25 protein-coding genes and 2 other RNA genes are annotated in these 15141 nt (G+C 69.1%); 5 read left to right on the forward strand and 22 right to left on the reverse strand.

Translation table 11 applies throughout. The annotated features are described in order from the left end of the window. Positions 1 to 30 precede the first annotated feature (30 nt). On the forward strand, positions 31 to 1770 hold the full coding sequence (locus ACZ518_RS22975; RefSeq protein ID WP_469114867.1) for a sodium/solute symporter: 1740 nt from the start codon (positions 31 to 33) through the stop codon (positions 1768 to 1770). Further along, positions 1767 to 3011, forward strand: a complete 1245-nt coding sequence (locus ACZ518_RS22980; protein ID WP_469114868.1) for a sensor histidine kinase — start codon at positions 1767 to 1769, stop codon at positions 3009 to 3011. Before ACZ518_RS22975 ends, ACZ518_RS22980 begins: the two co-directional genes overlap by 4 nt. 107 nt (positions 3012 to 3118) lie before the next feature. On the opposite strand, the gene ACZ518_RS22985 is transcribed toward ACZ518_RS22980, so the two are convergent. The 6 genes from ACZ518_RS22985 to ACZ518_RS23010 all read right to left on the reverse strand — a co-directional run bounded on the left by ACZ518_RS22985 (position 3119) and on the right by ACZ518_RS23010 (position 6669). Continuing rightward, on the reverse strand, positions 3119 to 4585 hold the full coding sequence (locus tag ACZ518_RS22985) for a GuaB1 family IMP dehydrogenase-related protein (RefSeq protein ID WP_469114869.1): 1467 nt from the start codon (positions 4583 to 4585) through the stop codon (positions 3119 to 3121). A 119-nt stretch (positions 4586 to 4704) separates the two neighbouring features. Next, positions 4705 to 5046 (reverse strand): hypothetical protein, encoded by a 342-nt coding sequence (locus ACZ518_RS22990; protein ID WP_469114870.1) that lies wholly within the window; start codon positions 5044 to 5046, stop codon positions 4705 to 4707. A 231-nt stretch (positions 5047 to 5277) separates the two neighbouring features. Beyond that, positions 5278 to 5409 carry a hypothetical protein gene (locus ACZ518_RS22995; protein WP_469114871.1) on the reverse strand — a complete coding sequence of 44 codons (132 nt, stop codon included), beginning with the start codon at positions 5407 to 5409 and terminating at the stop codon, positions 5278 to 5280. Positions 5410 to 5702: 293 nt separating this feature from the next. Beyond that, the gene (locus ACZ518_RS23000) at positions 5703 to 5879 is read right to left on the reverse strand and encodes a hypothetical protein (RefSeq protein WP_469114872.1); all 177 of its coding nucleotides are present in this window, start codon (positions 5877 to 5879) and stop codon (positions 5703 to 5705) included. After that, a complete protein-coding gene (locus ACZ518_RS23005; RefSeq protein WP_469114873.1) occupies positions 5876 to 6313 on the reverse strand; it encodes a hypothetical protein in 438 nt (145 codons plus the stop codon). Before ACZ518_RS23005 ends, ACZ518_RS23000 begins: the two co-directional genes overlap by 4 nt. Continuing rightward, positions 6310 to 6669 (reverse strand): hypothetical protein, encoded by a 360-nt coding sequence (locus ACZ518_RS23010; protein ID WP_469114874.1) that lies wholly within the window; start codon positions 6667 to 6669, stop codon positions 6310 to 6312. The genes ACZ518_RS23005 and ACZ518_RS23010 overlap by 4 nt, the downstream gene beginning before the upstream one ends. A 674-nt stretch (positions 6670 to 7343) precedes the next feature. Between ACZ518_RS23010 and ACZ518_RS23015 the strand changes: the two genes are divergently transcribed. From ACZ518_RS23015 to ACZ518_RS23025, 3 genes are all read left to right on the forward strand, one after another. Continuing rightward, positions 7344 to 8189 (forward strand): helix-turn-helix domain-containing protein, encoded by an 846-nt coding sequence (locus ACZ518_RS23015; protein ID WP_469115136.1) that lies wholly within the window; start codon positions 7344 to 7346, stop codon positions 8187 to 8189. Next, positions 8186 to 8398 (forward strand): DUF397 domain-containing protein, encoded by a 213-nt coding sequence (locus ACZ518_RS23020; RefSeq protein ID WP_469114875.1) that lies wholly within the window; start codon positions 8186 to 8188, stop codon positions 8396 to 8398. The genes ACZ518_RS23015 and ACZ518_RS23020 overlap by 4 nt, the downstream gene beginning before the upstream one ends. A 68-nt stretch (positions 8399 to 8466) precedes the next feature. After that, the gene (locus ACZ518_RS23025; protein ID WP_469114876.1) at positions 8467 to 8925 is read left to right on the forward strand and encodes a hypothetical protein; all 459 of its coding nucleotides are present in this window, start codon (positions 8467 to 8469) and stop codon (positions 8923 to 8925) included. Between the two features lie 781 nt (positions 8926 to 9706). On the opposite strand, the gene ACZ518_RS23030 is transcribed toward ACZ518_RS23025, so the two are convergent. From ACZ518_RS23030 to ACZ518_RS23105, 16 genes are all read right to left on the reverse strand, one after another. Continuing rightward, a complete protein-coding gene (locus tag ACZ518_RS23030) occupies positions 9707 to 10066 on the reverse strand; it encodes a hypothetical protein (RefSeq protein WP_469114877.1) in 360 nt (119 codons plus the stop codon). 9 nt (positions 10067 to 10075) lie between these two features. Beyond that, a complete protein-coding gene (locus ACZ518_RS23035) occupies positions 10076 to 10765 on the reverse strand; it encodes a DUF2637 domain-containing protein (RefSeq protein WP_469114878.1) in 690 nt (229 codons plus the stop codon). 78 nt (positions 10766 to 10843) lie between these two features. After that, positions 10844 to 11128 (reverse strand): hypothetical protein, encoded by a 285-nt coding sequence (locus ACZ518_RS23040; RefSeq protein ID WP_469114879.1) that lies wholly within the window; start codon positions 11126 to 11128, stop codon positions 10844 to 10846. A gap of 256 nt (positions 11129 to 11384) precedes the next feature. Next, a complete protein-coding gene (locus tag ACZ518_RS23045) occupies positions 11385 to 11606 on the reverse strand; it encodes a hypothetical protein (RefSeq protein ID WP_469114880.1) in 222 nt (73 codons plus the stop codon). 5 nt (positions 11607 to 11611) lie between these two features. Further along, on the reverse strand, positions 11612 to 11800 hold the full coding sequence (locus tag ACZ518_RS23050) for a hypothetical protein (protein ID WP_469114881.1): 189 nt from the start codon (positions 11798 to 11800) through the stop codon (positions 11612 to 11614). 77 nt (positions 11801 to 11877) lie between these two features. Continuing rightward, the gene (locus tag ACZ518_RS23055; RefSeq protein WP_469114882.1) at positions 11878 to 12099 is read right to left on the reverse strand and encodes a hypothetical protein; all 222 of its coding nucleotides are present in this window, start codon (positions 12097 to 12099) and stop codon (positions 11878 to 11880) included. Positions 12100 to 12188: 89 nt separating this feature from the next. Beyond that, positions 12189 to 12461 (reverse strand): hypothetical protein, encoded by a 273-nt coding sequence (locus ACZ518_RS23060; RefSeq protein WP_469114883.1) that lies wholly within the window; start codon positions 12459 to 12461, stop codon positions 12189 to 12191. Beyond that, positions 12458 to 12661 (reverse strand): hypothetical protein, encoded by a 204-nt coding sequence (locus ACZ518_RS23065; RefSeq protein ID WP_469114884.1) that lies wholly within the window; start codon positions 12659 to 12661, stop codon positions 12458 to 12460. The genes ACZ518_RS23060 and ACZ518_RS23065 overlap by 4 nt, the downstream gene beginning before the upstream one ends. Then, entirely contained in the window at positions 12658 to 12858 is a 201-nt protein-coding gene (locus ACZ518_RS23070; protein WP_469114885.1) for a hypothetical protein, read from the reverse strand. The genes ACZ518_RS23065 and ACZ518_RS23070 overlap by 4 nt, the downstream gene beginning before the upstream one ends. 82 nt (positions 12859 to 12940) lie before the next feature. Next, the gene (locus tag ACZ518_RS23075; RefSeq protein WP_469114886.1) at positions 12941 to 13123 is read right to left on the reverse strand and encodes a hypothetical protein; all 183 of its coding nucleotides are present in this window, start codon (positions 13121 to 13123) and stop codon (positions 12941 to 12943) included. A 105-nt stretch (positions 13124 to 13228) separates the two neighbouring features. Beyond that, complete coding sequence (locus tag ACZ518_RS23080) at positions 13229 to 13432, reverse strand: hypothetical protein (RefSeq protein ID WP_469114887.1); 204 nt, start codon at positions 13430 to 13432, stop codon at positions 13229 to 13231. Between the two features lie 218 nt (positions 13433 to 13650). Next, an RNA gene (locus tag ACZ518_RS23085) (hammerhead ribozyme type II) lies at positions 13651 to 13714 on the reverse strand. Then, positions 13713 to 13901, reverse strand: a complete 189-nt coding sequence (locus ACZ518_RS23090; RefSeq protein ID WP_469114888.1) for a hypothetical protein — start codon at positions 13899 to 13901, stop codon at positions 13713 to 13715. The genes ACZ518_RS23085 and ACZ518_RS23090 overlap by 2 nt, the downstream gene beginning before the upstream one ends. 15 nt (positions 13902 to 13916) lie before the next feature. Continuing rightward, positions 13917 to 13980, reverse strand: an RNA gene (locus ACZ518_RS23095) — hammerhead ribozyme type II. 287 nt (positions 13981 to 14267) lie between these two features. Beyond that, complete coding sequence (locus ACZ518_RS23100; protein WP_469114889.1) at positions 14268 to 14447, reverse strand: hypothetical protein; 180 nt, start codon at positions 14445 to 14447, stop codon at positions 14268 to 14270. A gap of 86 nt (positions 14448 to 14533) precedes the next feature. Beyond that, positions 14534 to 15097: a hypothetical protein gene (locus tag ACZ518_RS23105; protein ID WP_469114890.1), complete on the reverse strand. Its 564-nt coding sequence runs from the start codon at positions 15095 to 15097 to the stop codon at positions 14534 to 14536. Positions 15098 to 15141: the final 44 nt, after the last annotated feature.

The raw sequence follows: 15141 nt of genomic DNA on the forward strand, positions 1-15141 counted from the left end.
AGCACCCCCTCCCCCGTCGAAGGACCTCCGGTGAACCAGACGTACGCGCTGACCGCGGTCACCGTCGTCGTCCTGGTGACGGTGCTGGTCGGTGCGCTGGGGCTGCGGATATCCCGGACCACCTCCGACTTCTACGTGGCCTCGCGGACCGTCGGCCCCCGGCTGAACGCGGCGGCCATCAGCGGGGAGTACCTCTCCGCCGCCTCCTTCCTCGGCGTCGCCGGGCTGGTGCTGCTCCAGGGGCCGGAGATGCTCTGGTACCCCGTCGGCTACACGGCCGGATACCTGGTGCTGCTGGTGCTGGTCGCGGCACCGCTGCGGCGCTCGGGCGCGTACACCCTGCCGGACTTCGCGGAGGCCCGGCTCCAGTCGCAGGCCGTGCGGCGGATCGCGGTGGTGTTCGTGCTCGGGGTGGGCTGGCTGTACCTGCTGCCCCAGCTCCAGGGGGCGGGGCTGACCCTGACCGTGCTGACGGGGGCCCCGCACTGGGCGGGCGGGGTGGTCGTCGCCTTCGTGGTCACGGCGGCCGTGGCGGCGGGCGGGATGCGCAGCATCACCTTCGTGCAGGCCTTCCAGTACTGGCTCAAGCTCTGCGCCCTGCTGGTGCCCGCCTTCTTCCTGCTGGCCGCGTGGGCCGGGGACGGCGCGCCGCGCGCCTCCTTCGACGCCGCGGCGGTCTTCCGCGAGCACACCGCCGTCACCCTCGGGCAGGACGTCCGGCTGTCGCTGGACGAGCCGCTCACCGTGACGGTGACGGGGCGGGTGGACGGGCTCGACCACGCGGACGCCCGGCTGACCCTGGCGCCCGGCCGGCACACGGTACGGGCGCACACCCGGCTGGAGTTCGCCGCCGGGACCGCCGTCCCGGAAACCGCCTCCCGGGCGGGCACGGCGAGCGACTCGCCCGGCTGGGCGAAGCCGCTGTCGGCGGGCGACCGCGAGCACCGGCTGTACGCCACGTACGGGCTGATCCTGGCCACCTTCCTCGGCACGATGGGCCTGCCGCACGTGGCGGTGCGCTTCTACACCAGCCCCGACGGCCGGGCCGCCCGGCGGACCACCCTGGTGGTGCTGGGGCTGCTCGGGGTGTTCTACCTGCTGCCGCAGGTGTACGGGGCGCTGGGCCGGATCTACGCGCCCGAGCTGGCGCTGACCGGGGACGCGGACGCGGCGGTGCTGGTGCTGCCGGAGCGGATGCTGGGCGGCCCGCTCGGGGAGCTGCTGGGGGCGCTGCTGGCCGGGGGCGCGTTCGCGGCGTTCCTGTCGACGGCCTCGGGGCTGACGATGGCGGTGGCGGGGGTGCTGCACCAGGACGTGCTGCCGCGGCGCGGGGTGGGGAGCTTCCGCCTGGCGGTGGTGGTGGCGATGGCCGTGCCGCTGGCGGGCGGGGCGGTGAGCACGCGGGTGCCGGTCGCGGACGCGGTCGGGCTGGCCTTCGCGGTGTCGGCGTCCTCGTTCTGCCCGCTGCTGGTGCTCGGGATCTGGTGGCGGGGTCTGACCCCGCCGGGTGCGGTGGCCGGGCTGCTCACGGGCGGCGGTGCGGCGCTGGGCGCGGTGCTGGCGACGCGGGGCGGGGTGGCGCCGCGGGGGTGGGCGCACGCCCTGCTGGCCTGGCCGGCGGTGTGGTCGGTGCCGCTGGGGTTCCTGACGATGGTGCTGGTGTCGCTGGCCACCCGGTCCCGGGTTCCGGCGGGGACGGCGGCGGCGCTGGCGCGGCTGCACCTGCCCGAGGGCGTGGCCGGGGAGCGGGCGGCGGGGGGCGCCTGGTGACCGGGGCGGCGCTCGGGGTGCTGGCGGCGGCCGGGGCGGTGCTGCTGCCGGCGCTGGGCTGGGCCGGGGGCCGGTGGCAGGCGCGGCGCGGGGAGCGGGCGGCGGGGCTGGACCTGGGCACGCCGGTCGAGCGGGCCACCTTCCACACGCTGCACACCGCTTCGCTGGCCGCTCCCCCGCTGCGGGCGGGGCTGACCGAGGACGCCGCCCGCAAGGCGGCGCGGCGGCTGCGGTCGCTGCTCGGCACGGAGGCGCTGTGCCTGACGGACCGGGAGGCGGTGCTGGCCTGGGACGGCCCGGGCGCCGACCACCACGAGCGGCGGGCGATGGCCCGGGTGGCGGTGATGCTGGAGTCGGGGCGCAGCCAGAGCCTGCGTACGGAGTGCCAGCGGCCGGGGTGCCCGCTCAAGTGGGCGGTGTTCGCGCCGCTGACCGGTGAGGACGGGGTGCTGGGGGCGCTGGTCGCGTACGGGTCGCGGGAGTCGGCGGTGCTGGTGCGGGCCGCGACGGAGGTGGCGCGGTGGGTCTCCGTGCAGCTGGAGCTGTCGGAGCTGGACCGGGCGCGGACGCGGCTGATGGAGGCGGAGATCAAGGCGCTGCGGGCGCAGATCTCCCCGCACTTCATCTTCAACTCCCTCGCGGCGATCGCCTCGTTCGTGCGGACGGATCCGGAGCGGGCGCGGGAGCTGCTGCTGGAGTTCGCGGACTTCACGCGCTACTCCTTCCGCCGGCACGGGGAGTTCACCACGCTGGCCGAGGAGCTGCGGTCGATCGAGCGGTACCTGGCGCTGGCCGGGGCCCGGTTCGGGGACCGGCTGAAGGTGACGTTGCAGGTGGCGCCGGAGGTGCTGCCGGTGGCCCTGCCGTTCCTGTGTCTGCAGCCGCTGGTGGAGAACGCGGTCAAGCACGGGGTGGAGGACTCCACGGAGGAGTGCCGGATCACGATCGCGGCGCGGGACGCCGGGTCGGAGGCGGTGCTGACCATCGAGGACAACGGCGTGGGGATGGATCCGGAGCGGCTGCGGCGGATCCTGGCCGGGGAGCGGGCGGGGTCCGCGTCGGGGATCGGGCTGCCGAACGTCGACGAGCGGATGCGGCAGGTGTACGGGGACGCCTACGGGCTCGTCGTGGAGACGGGTCTGGGAGCGGGGACGAAGGTCACGGTCCGGATCCCCAAGTACCGGGCGGGAGTGCACACCTCGGCCCCGGGGCCCGGCCGGCCGGGCCCGCCGCCCGCGTAGGCCGGGCCCGCCGCCCGCGTAGGCCGGGCCCGCCGCCCGCGTACGGCGGGAACGCCCGTGGCCCCGCCCCCGCCGGAAGGGGCGGGGACGGGGCCACGGGGACACCCCTAGCTCCAGCTGGCGTGCAGCGGCTTGCCCTCGGCGTAGCCGGCGGCGGACTGGATGCCGACGACGGCCTTCTCCTCGAACTCGGCGAGCGAGCCGGCACCGGCGTAGGTGCAGGAGGAACGGACGCCCGCGATGATCGAGTCGATCAGGTCCTCGACGCCCGGGCGGGCCGGGTCGAGGAACATCCGCGAGGTGGAGATGCCCTCCTCGAACAGCGCCTTGCGGGCGCGGTCGTAGGCGGACTCCTCCGAGGTGCGGTTGCGCACGGCGCGCGCCGAGGCCATGCCGAAGGACTCCTTGTACAGGCGGCCGTCGGCCGCCTGCTGGAGGTCGCCCGGGGACTCGTACGTACCGGCGAACCAGGAGCCGATCATGACGTTGGAGGCGCCGGCGGCCAGCGCCATCGCCACGTCGCGCGGGTGGCGGACACCGCCGTCGGCCCAGACGTGCTTGCCGTACTTCTTGGCCTCGGCCGCGCACTCCAGCACCGCGGAGAACTGCGGGCGGCCCACGCCGGTCATCATGCGGGTGGTGCACATGGCGCCGGGGCCCACGCCGACCTTGATGATGTCGGCGCCGGCGTCGATGAGGTCCTTGACGCCCTCGGCGGCGACGATGTTGCCGGCGACGATCGGGACCTTCGGGTCCAGGGCGCGGACGGCCTTGATCGCGTTGATCATCGACTCCTGGTGGCCGTGGGCCGTGTCGATGACGATCGTGTCCACGCCGGCGTCGAGGAGCTGCTTGGCCTTGCCGACGAAGTCGCCGTTGATGCCGACGGCGGCCGCGATGCGGAGCTTGCCGTCGGCGTCGGTGGCGGGGGTGTAGAGGGTCGCGCGCAGGGCGCCCTTGCGGGTCAGGATGCCGACGAGCCTGCCGTCCTTGTCGACGGCCGGGGCCAGCTTGCGGTGGCCCGCGTCGAGCTGGTTGAAGGCGTCGCGGGGGTCGATGTCGGCGTCGATGAGCAGGAGCTCCTTCGACATGACCTCGGAGAGCTGGGTGAAGCGGTCCACGCCGGTGAGGTCGTGGTCGGTGACGACGCCGACGGGCCGGTTGTCCGCGTCGACGACCACACCCGCGCCGTGGGCGCGCTTGGGCAGCAGCGACAGCGCGTCGGCGACGGTCTGGGTGGGCGCCAGCGTGATCGGGGTGTCGAGCACGTGGTGGCGGGTCTTGACCCAGGAGATGACGTCGGTGACGACCTCGATCGGGATGTCCTGGGGGATGACGACGATTCCACCGCGGCGGGCGACGGTCTCGGCCATCCGGCGGCCCGCGATGGCGGTCATGTTCGCCACCACGAGCGGAATGGTGGTGCCGGTGCCGTCGGGCGAAGAAAGGTCCACGCCCTGGCGGGAGCCGACCGCGGAGCGGCTCGGCACCATGAACACATCGTCGTACGTCAGGTCGTACGGCACCGAAGGACGTAGCTCACGTTCACCAGTGCGAGGGTTGAGGAAGCGCATACCACCCAGGGTACGGGGCGCCTCCGGCGGCCGTAGGAAAGGCCATGCACGGTGCTACGCACCTGGTGGAAACGACAAAGCCCCGGTCGCCGAAGAGTGACCGGGGCTAGGAGGACCCTCTACTGAGGCAGCAACTCCCGCGCTTGCTTCATCAGCACCTCGTTGACGATCAGGCGGCGGGTCGTCCGCACCTTGCCGTTGACCTCTTCTTCGACCTCTTCCATTCCGTCGATCAGCGTCAGCCGGCCCGTGTACAGCTCCGAGTGCCCGTACATGAACGCCGTGCCCTTATCGCCGTCGGCGTCCCCGCGAGCGTCCACCTCCAAGTACCACTGGACGTCGTCGAGGGTCATGGAGCCGGGCTTCGGGACAGTCAACGAGGACCATCCCGTGCAGAGGATCCAGTTCGCCTTCGACATGGCTCCTGAGACGTGACGGGCCGCGACGTCGAAGAAGCTCACGTCCGGCACCTCAGGGATTGGGATGTACCCCACGACAGCCGTGGTGCCGAAATGTCCGCTGGACGTATACGCCATAACGCCGTATGTATCGGGCCACATGTGCAACAGCGGGGACAGGGTCACACGCCCCGTCCCCGTAAGCTCTCTCGCCATTCGCGCCTCTCCTCACCCATGGGTCAGCCCCGCCCTGGATCCTGCCAGAGCGGGGCCGTCCTTCACGCGTTTTGCTGGTCAGCTGGTGAAGTCGTCACCGCACCCGGTGGGCGGGTTACCTTCCTGCCCGTCGCTGCCGGCCCCGGTCTCGCCCTGGCTGTTCTCCTCGTTACCCCGAACGATGGCCCAGCGGTCCTCTACCTCGTACATGTGCCTTCCCTTCTTTCGTTGGGTGGTGCATGACTGGTGATCCGGTGGCGCTGATCTCCCGGCTGACACAGAGGCGGTCTCCACGCCGTCGTGCGCTTACAGTCCGTCCGGCTGCCGACCGTCCAAGAGGACAGCCGGACGGAGCCTTGCCCGCCCTCGTCAAGGTCCATGCCCCGCCATGGCGGCTTGGGGCGGATCATCTTGACGAGGACGGAGTCTGATGTGCCGCTCCGGGCGTCGTTAGCACTCGGAGTACTGCCCGGAGCGGCGCCCGTCCCGGAAGGGGCGGAAGCTTAGGTGCGGGGCTCCTGCGGGCGCTGAATGCGGTCCCGCATCTTCGCCGTCAGGGCCGCCCGCTCGTCGCGCTGCCGACGTCGTTCCGCGGCGTCCTTGGCGTCGGCAGCAGCCAGGGTGCCGATCGCGTGGGCCGCCATGCCTTCCCGACGGACCGGCCGGGGGTTGTTTCTCACGGGCGCTCTCCGGCGTCACGCCCGGTCTCGCGGGTGTTGTCGAGAAGCTGATCGAGCGGAACGGCGATGGCGCTCACGAGGTCGTACTCAGGATCTGTGATCTCCCAGGTGTGCCCGCCCGGGTGCCCCTCGAAGCCGCAGCACCCGCAGTTGCTGACTTCATCCTGGGTCGGGCAGTCCGGAAGCACCAAGACCGATACGGACCACGCCCCGGTCTCCCACTGCGCCCACAAGGTCTTCCCCTGAGTGTCGTCGAGGAGGAGATCGAAGTGGGGGCCGTCCTCGTGCTCCTCAATCATGCAGCGCACCGTCCGGGCCGTGCTGAGATCAGCCTTGAGCGAGCCGAACTCCGGCCCCAGGGCGTCGAGGGCGGCCCACATCTGGGAGCGGAGGGCAGTAGCGGGTGCGTTGCACACGTAGCGTCCGAGCGTCATGGCGAATCCTCCGTCACGCGGCACTGCGGGCACCTGCACGGCGGGAACTCGACGCCGAAGCCGTCCCAGTACCCGTCACGGCGGAACCGCGCGACGTCGACGGCCCTGCGGTAGATCCGCGTGCCCGGCTTGCCGGACTGCACCCGCTCCGGCGGGCGCCTCCAGACCTGGACGACCAGGGCGGGGCCGTTCAGTCGGCGGTGCACCCGGTACTTCGTGACGCGGACCGTCATCCGCGGCCGGCTCGATGCCGCGCCGGAGCCCTCAGGCAGCGTCGACGGCGGCCTTCGGCCAGCTAACTCCCGCGTCACGGACTTCAGCGCGTCGTCGAGGCGCCGCATCTGCGAATGACTCACGCCTCCCCCTTCTCGTAGTTGGTAATGGAGCGGGCAGGGCCCCGACCTCACCGCCTTGACCCTGCCGCCCCTCCGCCGTTCAGCTGACTAGGCAGCCGACGGCGGGTCTGTGGGGTGTTCTGTCGGGCCCTCCAGGACCGCAACAAGAGCGGTGGTGCATTCGTGCGTGAACCAGGCCTCTTCGCGCTCCTGGACGGCGTCTGCGACCACCTGTCTCAGCTCCGTCAGGAAGTCAGCGCTGTAGCGGTATCCGGCGCCGCTCACGCCATCCGCCCGGGTCGGCAGTGACGCCGAATCTCGACGGCTGTGTCCGTCGCTGCGGAAAGGTCGTACTCCGGGCTGGCCGGATTCTTCTGCCTGTGCCACTGAGAGAAGAGAGCCACACAGACGTCACACCCGGGAGCCGGCTTGGGCGTGACCGGGAAGAGTCGATTCAGGTCCGCCACAACTGGCGCGTTCATCTCGTACGACACACGTCGCCCCTCACCGCGATTGCTTCGTCACTCGCCGTGTTCCTGAATCCAGGTTGGCAGTTGCAGCACGACAATGCAACTACCCGAACGAGGTTTGCAACGTTGCAAGACTGGGCTTCAACTCCCGGACTCCTGTGGGAACATAGCGGCGGAAGGTTCGTCGATGGCTCGTCTTGGGGAGGATCTGTGAACGCACCTTCAGTGCGGCGTCGGAGACTGGGTTCTGAGCTGCGCGTCCTCCGCGAAGCGGCAGAACTTTCCCAGGAAGAGGCCGCTCGACTCATCGGCATGAGCTACGACAAGACGCGTCTCTCCAAGCTTGAGAACGCCCGTCTTGGCGTTACGCAGGACGCCCTGAAGGAGATGCTGAAGCTCTACGGCGTCGACGACGAGGGGAAGCGGGAGGTGTTGCTCTCCTTGGCACGCGACGGCGCCCGGCGTGGGTGGTGGCAGACCTACAAGGACATCATCTCGCCGACGTACGCGGAGCTGATCGCTCTGGAGGATGACGCGAAGAGCCTGCGGACCTACCAAACGCTACTGCTTCCCGGCCTCCTCCAGACGGCCGCGTATGCCCGCGCGTCCATCTCGGCAATCAACGTCGGGTCTTCCGCCGATGAGGTGAACACGCGCGTTGAAGTACGTATTCAGCGCCAAGCGGCGCTTACCCGCCCCAAGCCCTTGGAGGTCTGGGCGATCATCCACGAGGCGGCGCTCCGCCCCCGGCTCGACGATCCCCGCATCATGACCGACCAGCTTCAACGGCTCCTGGACCTCATCGAGTACCCGACCATCTCAATACAGGTGATCCCGCTGACCGCTCCGTTTCATCCTGGTATCAGCGGTCCCTTTACTGTCTTGGGTTTCCCCGAGAGTGCTGACCTGGATGTAGTCCACGTGGAGGGGTTGGCGTCGGCGCTGTACGTTGAGGAATCCGCGGACGTGGCGGTCTACGGAGCGGCGTTCGAGCATCTTCGCGCGCACGCGCTCCCGCTCGCCTCGTCAGCCGACCTCATCGCGCAACTGAAGAAGGACATCAGACCATGAACGTGATCCCGAACGCGGCCTCGCACGGCCTGTCGTGGACGAAGTCGAGCTACAGCAGCGACGGCGGAAACTGCATCGAGGTGGCCACCGGTCAGCTCCCCGGCGTCGTCCCGGTCCGGGACTCCAAGGTCCCTGCCGGCCCCGCTCTCGTCGTCGGTGACATCGGATGGGGCGTCTTCGTCGAGGCCGTCAAGGGCGGTCAGCTCTAGCTCCATCAGCACCCGGCGCCCGTCTCCACTGCTGGGGGCGGGCGCTTCGTCGTGTCCAGGGAGGGCACATGAGTGAGTCGGAAGATGCAGCGTGGGACGAGCAAGCCTGCAACTTCATCGCCGACAGGTCTCGGCTGGATGCCTGGGACCAGTACGACGGGCCGTGGGGCGAGAACGCGAACGCCTTCTACCGCATGGGCGGTCGCGCACTGGGACGGCACGACACTGACCCGGAGTTCTGGCTCAGTCATGCGGTGGAGCAGCAGCACCCTGGCGGCTACTTCCGCATGGCGCTCGTGCTCCTGCGCCAGGGTAGCGGCGCGAACAAGGTGATCAGCCACCTGCGGGCGGCGCAGTTCTGCGGGCATGCCGACGCAAAAGCCCTCATCAGTGCATGGGCGTCATGCCTCAGCAACGACGTCCATGGCGAGGAAGCAACGGCGGCACTCCTCCACGCCGTCGAGGAAGCGCCGGAGGACCCAGCCTTCGCCGCGGAGGTGGCCATCCTGCTTGCCCGGCTGTTGTAGCGGTCGCAGTCACCCAGACGGGTCCGCCGGCCAGACGCCAGCCCCTCCCCCGCGCCACTCGACGAGGGACGAGAGGGCCGCCGCCTCCGGGTCCAGCTCCAGCCCGGCGCGACGAAGGAACTCCACTAGGTCCCGCATGCTCGTCGCACGCCCCAGAATGACGCCATCGACGTGGACCCTACGGCCGCCCTCGTTGTCGGGCGGGTGGACGACTACGCGAAGGCTCATAAGTTTAGGGTGCGGCGTTGACGCTCAGCCGCACCCAGTGTGAGCCGTCTGGGTGACGGTGGGGGGTCACCGGTGCGGAAGCAGGACCGCGAACCGGTGGCCGCAGGGCTCGAACTTCGCGCCGGCGCTGATCGCTTCCCCGGTCGGCTTCCCCAAGTGCGTGGTGACCTCTCGCGCGGTCGCACCGCATGCCGGGCACTCGGGGCGCGCCTCCGCACCCAAGTGAACCCACCATTCGAGCGTCATCCCGAATGGCGGACCGACGTCAGGATCTTGCCCAGGTCGGGCAGTGGGCACCTGGGCTTCGGTCCAGCGGACGTGCGGAGCGCTGTGTTCGATGCCGCCGTGTACAGGCAGGACGCATTCGATGGCGTCGGGCTGGCCAGGCTGCCACATCACGAGCCGTGCCCGGCAAAGCCCAGCGGATGGCGTTGTCATGGGCCCTACCGATACCGCTTTCCGCCAGCGCACGACAGGGCGCACGGACTCACCCTCGGAACGCAAAAAGCCCCTGCCGGGTCCCCGGCAGGGGCTCAGTCTTGACCTTCTTGGGCTACATGCCTGACACCGTGTGTTCGTCCATGATCTGGAGAAGTTCCGCGACGCCCTTGTCCGCCACGGCAGCCGAGTAGGTGATGCCTTCGCCCTCGTCGCTCGTGTAGGCAAGGAACACCCGCGATGCGTCGACCGGCAGCGTCTCGCCGGGCTCCGCCTTCGCCTCGTCAGCACCGCGCAGAAGGGCGTGCGCCAGGGCGCGGGCGGTCTCAGGCGACAGGGCAGCCACCCTGCGCAACGTCGTGAGAGGGCGGCCGTCGTCTTGGGCCACCAGGGCCACGAAGACATCGTGGCCCGTCTCGGGGCCTACCGTGACGTCGACGATGTCCCCGACGAGGTCCGCGAACTCTTCCTTCACCGTTCCTCCTTAAACGCCGGCCGGGCGTCGGTTGCTGCGGTGTCGAGCGGTGCACTCGCCCAAGTCGACGAGGACGCCGCGGGAGCCCTCCGGGGAGAACTTCCGTACGTGCCCCTGGTTCGCCCATCCTCGAACGGTCGGCTCCGCCACCCCTAGAGTCTCGGCAACCTCAGCGTACGTCCTCAGGATGGGCTTCTGAGGCTCTACCGGGGGCACCGGGGCCGGTTCCTCGTCCGCCTTCGTTTCCGACCCCTCAGCAGGCAACTGCGGTTCCTGCGGGGCTCGTTCCGGCTCCGCCACTCCAGGCGTTGGCGCATTCCGCGAGTGGATCAGCAGCGAACCACCGAAGAAGGCGAGAACGGGCCAGCCCGCGACGGCCACGCGAAGCCAGACGGGCAGGTTCGCCATGTCGAGCACTCCGGCCGTCGCAACGTTCGCCCCGAGGGACGCCGCCAGGGACAGGACGAACCACAGCCACGGACCGGGCGCTCCCTCCCCCGCTCGTCGAGCCTGCCGGATCCTGCGCCACGCCATGACGAGGAGGAGATCCACACTGACCGGGTAGGCCCATGCCTTCCAACCGGTCTGGCCGGCGGCTGCCGCGACGTCATGGATGTGGCTGAAGCTGATGGCAGCCGCGATGACGGCCTGAATCAGGATGGGGTCGACGTCACGCAGGCGGGACAGTCTTTCTCTCATGGCTCCCTCAGTGTGCGTGGTGTGTACATGGGTGGAGCCCCTGCGTCCGCAATTCGCAGGGGCTCCGGTGGTTCGCTACTACTTACCGCAGCACTCAGGTGTGTCGCAGGAGTCGTCGCCCTTGACGAGGCGGCTCCAGCACTTGACGCACAGTCCGGCGCTGCACGGGTTGTTGCTGCGGTTCAGAACGTGGTGGGTGTCGGTGTCGGCCGTGTAGGTGGCCTCAGTCTGCGTGAAGCACACCGCGCAGACATGGAGAGTGTTCGACCGGAACGACAGTCCACCCCGATTCCACCCGATCAGGGCCGGCAGGCTCCACGTCACTGCCACGTCGTCCAGGTCAACCGCGTTGATGACGCTCATTTCGTCCCCCAAGTTCGTGTGGCCCTTGCGTGACTCCATAGTGACACGCTTGTGGAGTACTCCACAACCCCTACAGCCGACCTCCGTAAGGTGCCTTACGGTCCTTCCCGCAGCATCGCCACCAGCGCACCCGACGGGAGGGTGACGACGTGGCCGGCGCGGACCTGCGTAAGGCTCCAGCCACGCGCTACGGCCTGCCGTAACAGACGCCAGTACACCTCCACATCGACGAGCGCCCACGTACCGCTCTCGAACGTCACGCGGTACACGGGCGCTCCGCGACCATGCGGCGGACGGTGATCTCCTCGCAGCGCGGGAGGATTACCACTCCCCCGCCCACGGTGCTCACCTCGACGGCGCCACCGTCCCCCAGGATTCGCGGCTCCCGTGCCGCCACCCACTCACGTCCGTGGCGGGTGAAAACGTCGTGGCGCAGGATCCGGTGGGCGACGGTGGGGACGTCCTTCAGGACGCTCATCGTGATCACGCCCTCGACGCCGTGGCGAGCGCGACCGTCATGACGCGGGTCAGCTCGACACGAGACTTCGCGGGCATGCACCGCACCGCACTGTCGAATGCCTCGACGGCCTCCGCCTCGCTGTCGAACTCCGCCGTCACGTCGTCGTCCGTCGCGTCAACGCGTCGCAGGATGTAGCGCTCCTCGAACTGCACGGTGCCTCCTCAGTGAGTGACTCGCGAATAGGTGGAGCCCCTGCGTCCGCAATTCGCAGGGGCTCCGGGGTGACGTGCTACAGCACCTCGTAGGACTGCGACCACCCCTTCATGGTCTTAGCGACGTCGGCCGGGTCCACGTCCAGGTACCACATGCGACCCTCCTCGTCACGGAAGTCGAAGAGACGCCCTGACGGGGACACGCCTTCCACGTCCCCCACGGTGGTGAAGTGGACCTTCCCCGAGGGGGTGACGCGGGTGAAGCGGATGCGAGCACCGGCGGTGATGGTGGCAGTCATGGCGTCTCCTTCAGTAGCGGGAGCGTGCGTCCCTGGCGTGACTCCATCATGACACGGTTATGGAGTACGCCACAACCACCTTTCGCCGGTCAGACCATGATGACGAGGACGGCCATCACCAGGGCCGCCAGGGCCAGCGCGACGAGGGCGTGAAGACCGGGGTCGTCGGACCACTGGAGTCGGCAGCGCCGGACCGACGACGCCCAGATGACTCGGCCGCGCGCGTCGCGCACGTGGTACGGCTCCAGCAGATCGGCGTAGTAGTCCACGGCCGTCAGCCTCCCGCGGGTGCCGACGTAGAGCCCGGTGGGGGTGGAGGTGATCGCCACCCTGTCACCGGGGCGAAGGGGCCGTCTGGTCATGTCGTCTCCTGGCTTTTGGGCCAGCGGTGCGCGCTGGCGCATTCGAGGTGGGCGAACAGGGCGTCGCCCTTGATCCGGCCGACCACGCGCATGTGCCCGGTGCTGTCCCCCGGGCAGTAGACGCAGTCCCACCCGTCCAGCTGGAACGGCGTCAGCTCGTCGAGCGGCGGGAGGTCGAAGGGGTAGGGGTGGATGCTCACGCCGCCTCCAGCTCGTACGGGTGGTACGCGGCCGGCATCTGGTGCGGGTCGTCGTCCAGGAGCACGGAGTAACAGGCGAAGCATCCTCGCGTCTGCTTGATGGTGCCGAAGCTTCCGGCGGGGACGATCGTCTCGTCCTCCCCCGTCACCGGGGTGTCGACGGTGGTCCGGATGCGCTGGCCAACGGTGAACTCCATGGGTCCTCCACTGGGTGTTGGGTACTTCGAGTGCCCCGGGTGAGCTACGACGCTCGTACGGCTTGACCGTCCCGGGGCCGTGTCAACGCGACTTGGACGCCACAGTGACTTCCGAAACACGGACCACATGCCAGGTGCCGGGCACGGCCACCGCGTCAGCTTCCATGGCAGCTACCGCATCCGACTCGCGGTCGAATTCGGCCAGTACGCGCCACGACCCCGACGGGGCGCGGTAGTAAAGCCGGTACTTCTCTGGGCAGTTCACGAACGTTCTCCTATGCGGTCGGAGGGTGCTTCGAGTGCCCCGCCGCGGATTCGAACCGCGCACCCTCCGAGGGGGGCGGAGGGCGAAGCCTTTGCGGAACGGTGGTCACTCACAGAAGGCGGGCGCGCTCCCCTGCCTGTGCTTCAGGTTCATCTCCGACGCCCACTTGCCGGCACCTGCTCGGGTGGCGAAATAGGCGCGCGGACTGTCAGCGCCGTTCAACTGCGCCACCAGGCCAACGGTGTCATCCGCCACGGCCCACGGCATTCCGGGCAGCACCGAAGCGCTGACGACGAAGAATCGAGTCACCTGCCCGCGACCTTACGGAGACGCGCGGGGGATTCCGTGCGCTGGCCATGGTACGGACCGCTGGACCACTTGACCGTAACGTCCCACTCGATCAGTACGACATGCCCCACTGCTCCGGGACGGCGGGTGTGGGTAACCTCGTCGCCCAGATAGACCGTCTCCAGGCTTCGGCAGTTCGTGCGTACGGCGCCGGTGAACGATGTTTCCATCTCTCCTCCTTCGGCCTGCCTCATCAGCGCGGGGAGGCCACCCTCCGCGGACGCCCCTGAGGGCGTTTCGGCTAATTGCTGTGCTTCTCGACTTCCAACTTTCGCCAACTGGCCGCGAAGCAGATCCAGGATGTGAGAAGAAGGAGCACCGCCACGACCGGCAGTGCCGGGCTTCCCACGCCGTGAGCCCCAACGAGCCCCAGTACGATCGTCAGCCAGGTAGTGATCAGTCCTGCGGCGCACAGCTGGTTGCTGGTCATCGACATCTCTCCTCCAGTGGCCTGCCTCATCAGGAGTGGGAGGCCATTCCCACCCGACGCCCCGAAGGGCGTTTCGGTTAGTTGAAATACGCGTCCGAGTGATCCCACGCCGGTACGTAGCCGTCCGACGCCCCTTCGTCGCACGTTGGGCAGTAACCGTCACAGTGATCAGTGGGACGCTCGATGAAGAGCGCGGTACACCCCCGGCACATGCTCGTAATCTGGCCCGAGCGTCGGACGTCCTTCGCGGATACATACGGGTCAACGTTTCGCATAACTCCCCCTGCCCTCCGAGTGTGTGCTTCGAGTGCCCCGGGCCGGATTTGATCCGGCACCGTCGCGGCTTGGCCGGGGCGGGTGGTGCAGTTACAGCGTCTCGTCGAAGAAGGCGACGACCCCATCCCGGAGGAACCAGTCCCCGACGTCCACGAGGTCCGTAGGGGCGATGACGTGATCGCACGAAGCGTTTGTGCAGCCCAGCACCGTCGAGCGGAGCCGCGCGAACTCCCCGATGTTGCAGACGCCGCACTTCGGCTTGATCAGCATGGTGCACCTCCTGGAGTTTCCGTAAGTCCCTTGCGTGACTCCAGTGTGGCATAGTTGTGGAGTACTCCACAACCCCACCTAAGGGGTCAGGATTCCTCCAGATACAGGGCGACCTTCAGCACGTCGGGCGCTTCCGCGTGGGGGAAGAGCCGCATGGCGGTTTCGAGGAGTTCCAGGCGGGTGGGCGGACGCAGCCACGACGGGTCGACGGCGGGTGTCGGCGCCGGGTCGTCGGCCCGTACTACTTCCTGACACCACCACAAGCCGTCCTCGTCGCCGTGAATGCCGTCACCGAACTTGACTAGGAACGGCGATTCGTCGTTGTCCCGCAGCTTCAGCACTCCGACTCGGCCCACGAAAGATCCCCACCTGGGATCTTCGGCCTTCGTCACGCGCACACGATCACCCACCTCAACGCACTCAGGAGCGGCCGGCGTTGCGCCTCCCCCGTCCACCTCGTCCGCCAGAGCGAGGATGCTGCGGGCAAACATGCGGGCGCTGTCGGCGCTCGCGAACACATCCTTGGTTACTTCGCCGTCGCCGATGGCTTCGAAGATGAGCGGGTGGTGGCTCCCGTCGTGGTCCGTGGTTCGGCGGACTGCGATGCGGTCTCCGTCGTACACGCAGCACGACAGGGTGTGGTCGGTCACGATCTCTCCTCGCGTGAGTTCGGTAGGTCCGTAAGGTGCCTTAC

The sequence above is a fragment of the Streptomyces sp. NPDC033966 genome (assembly GCF_055575955.1).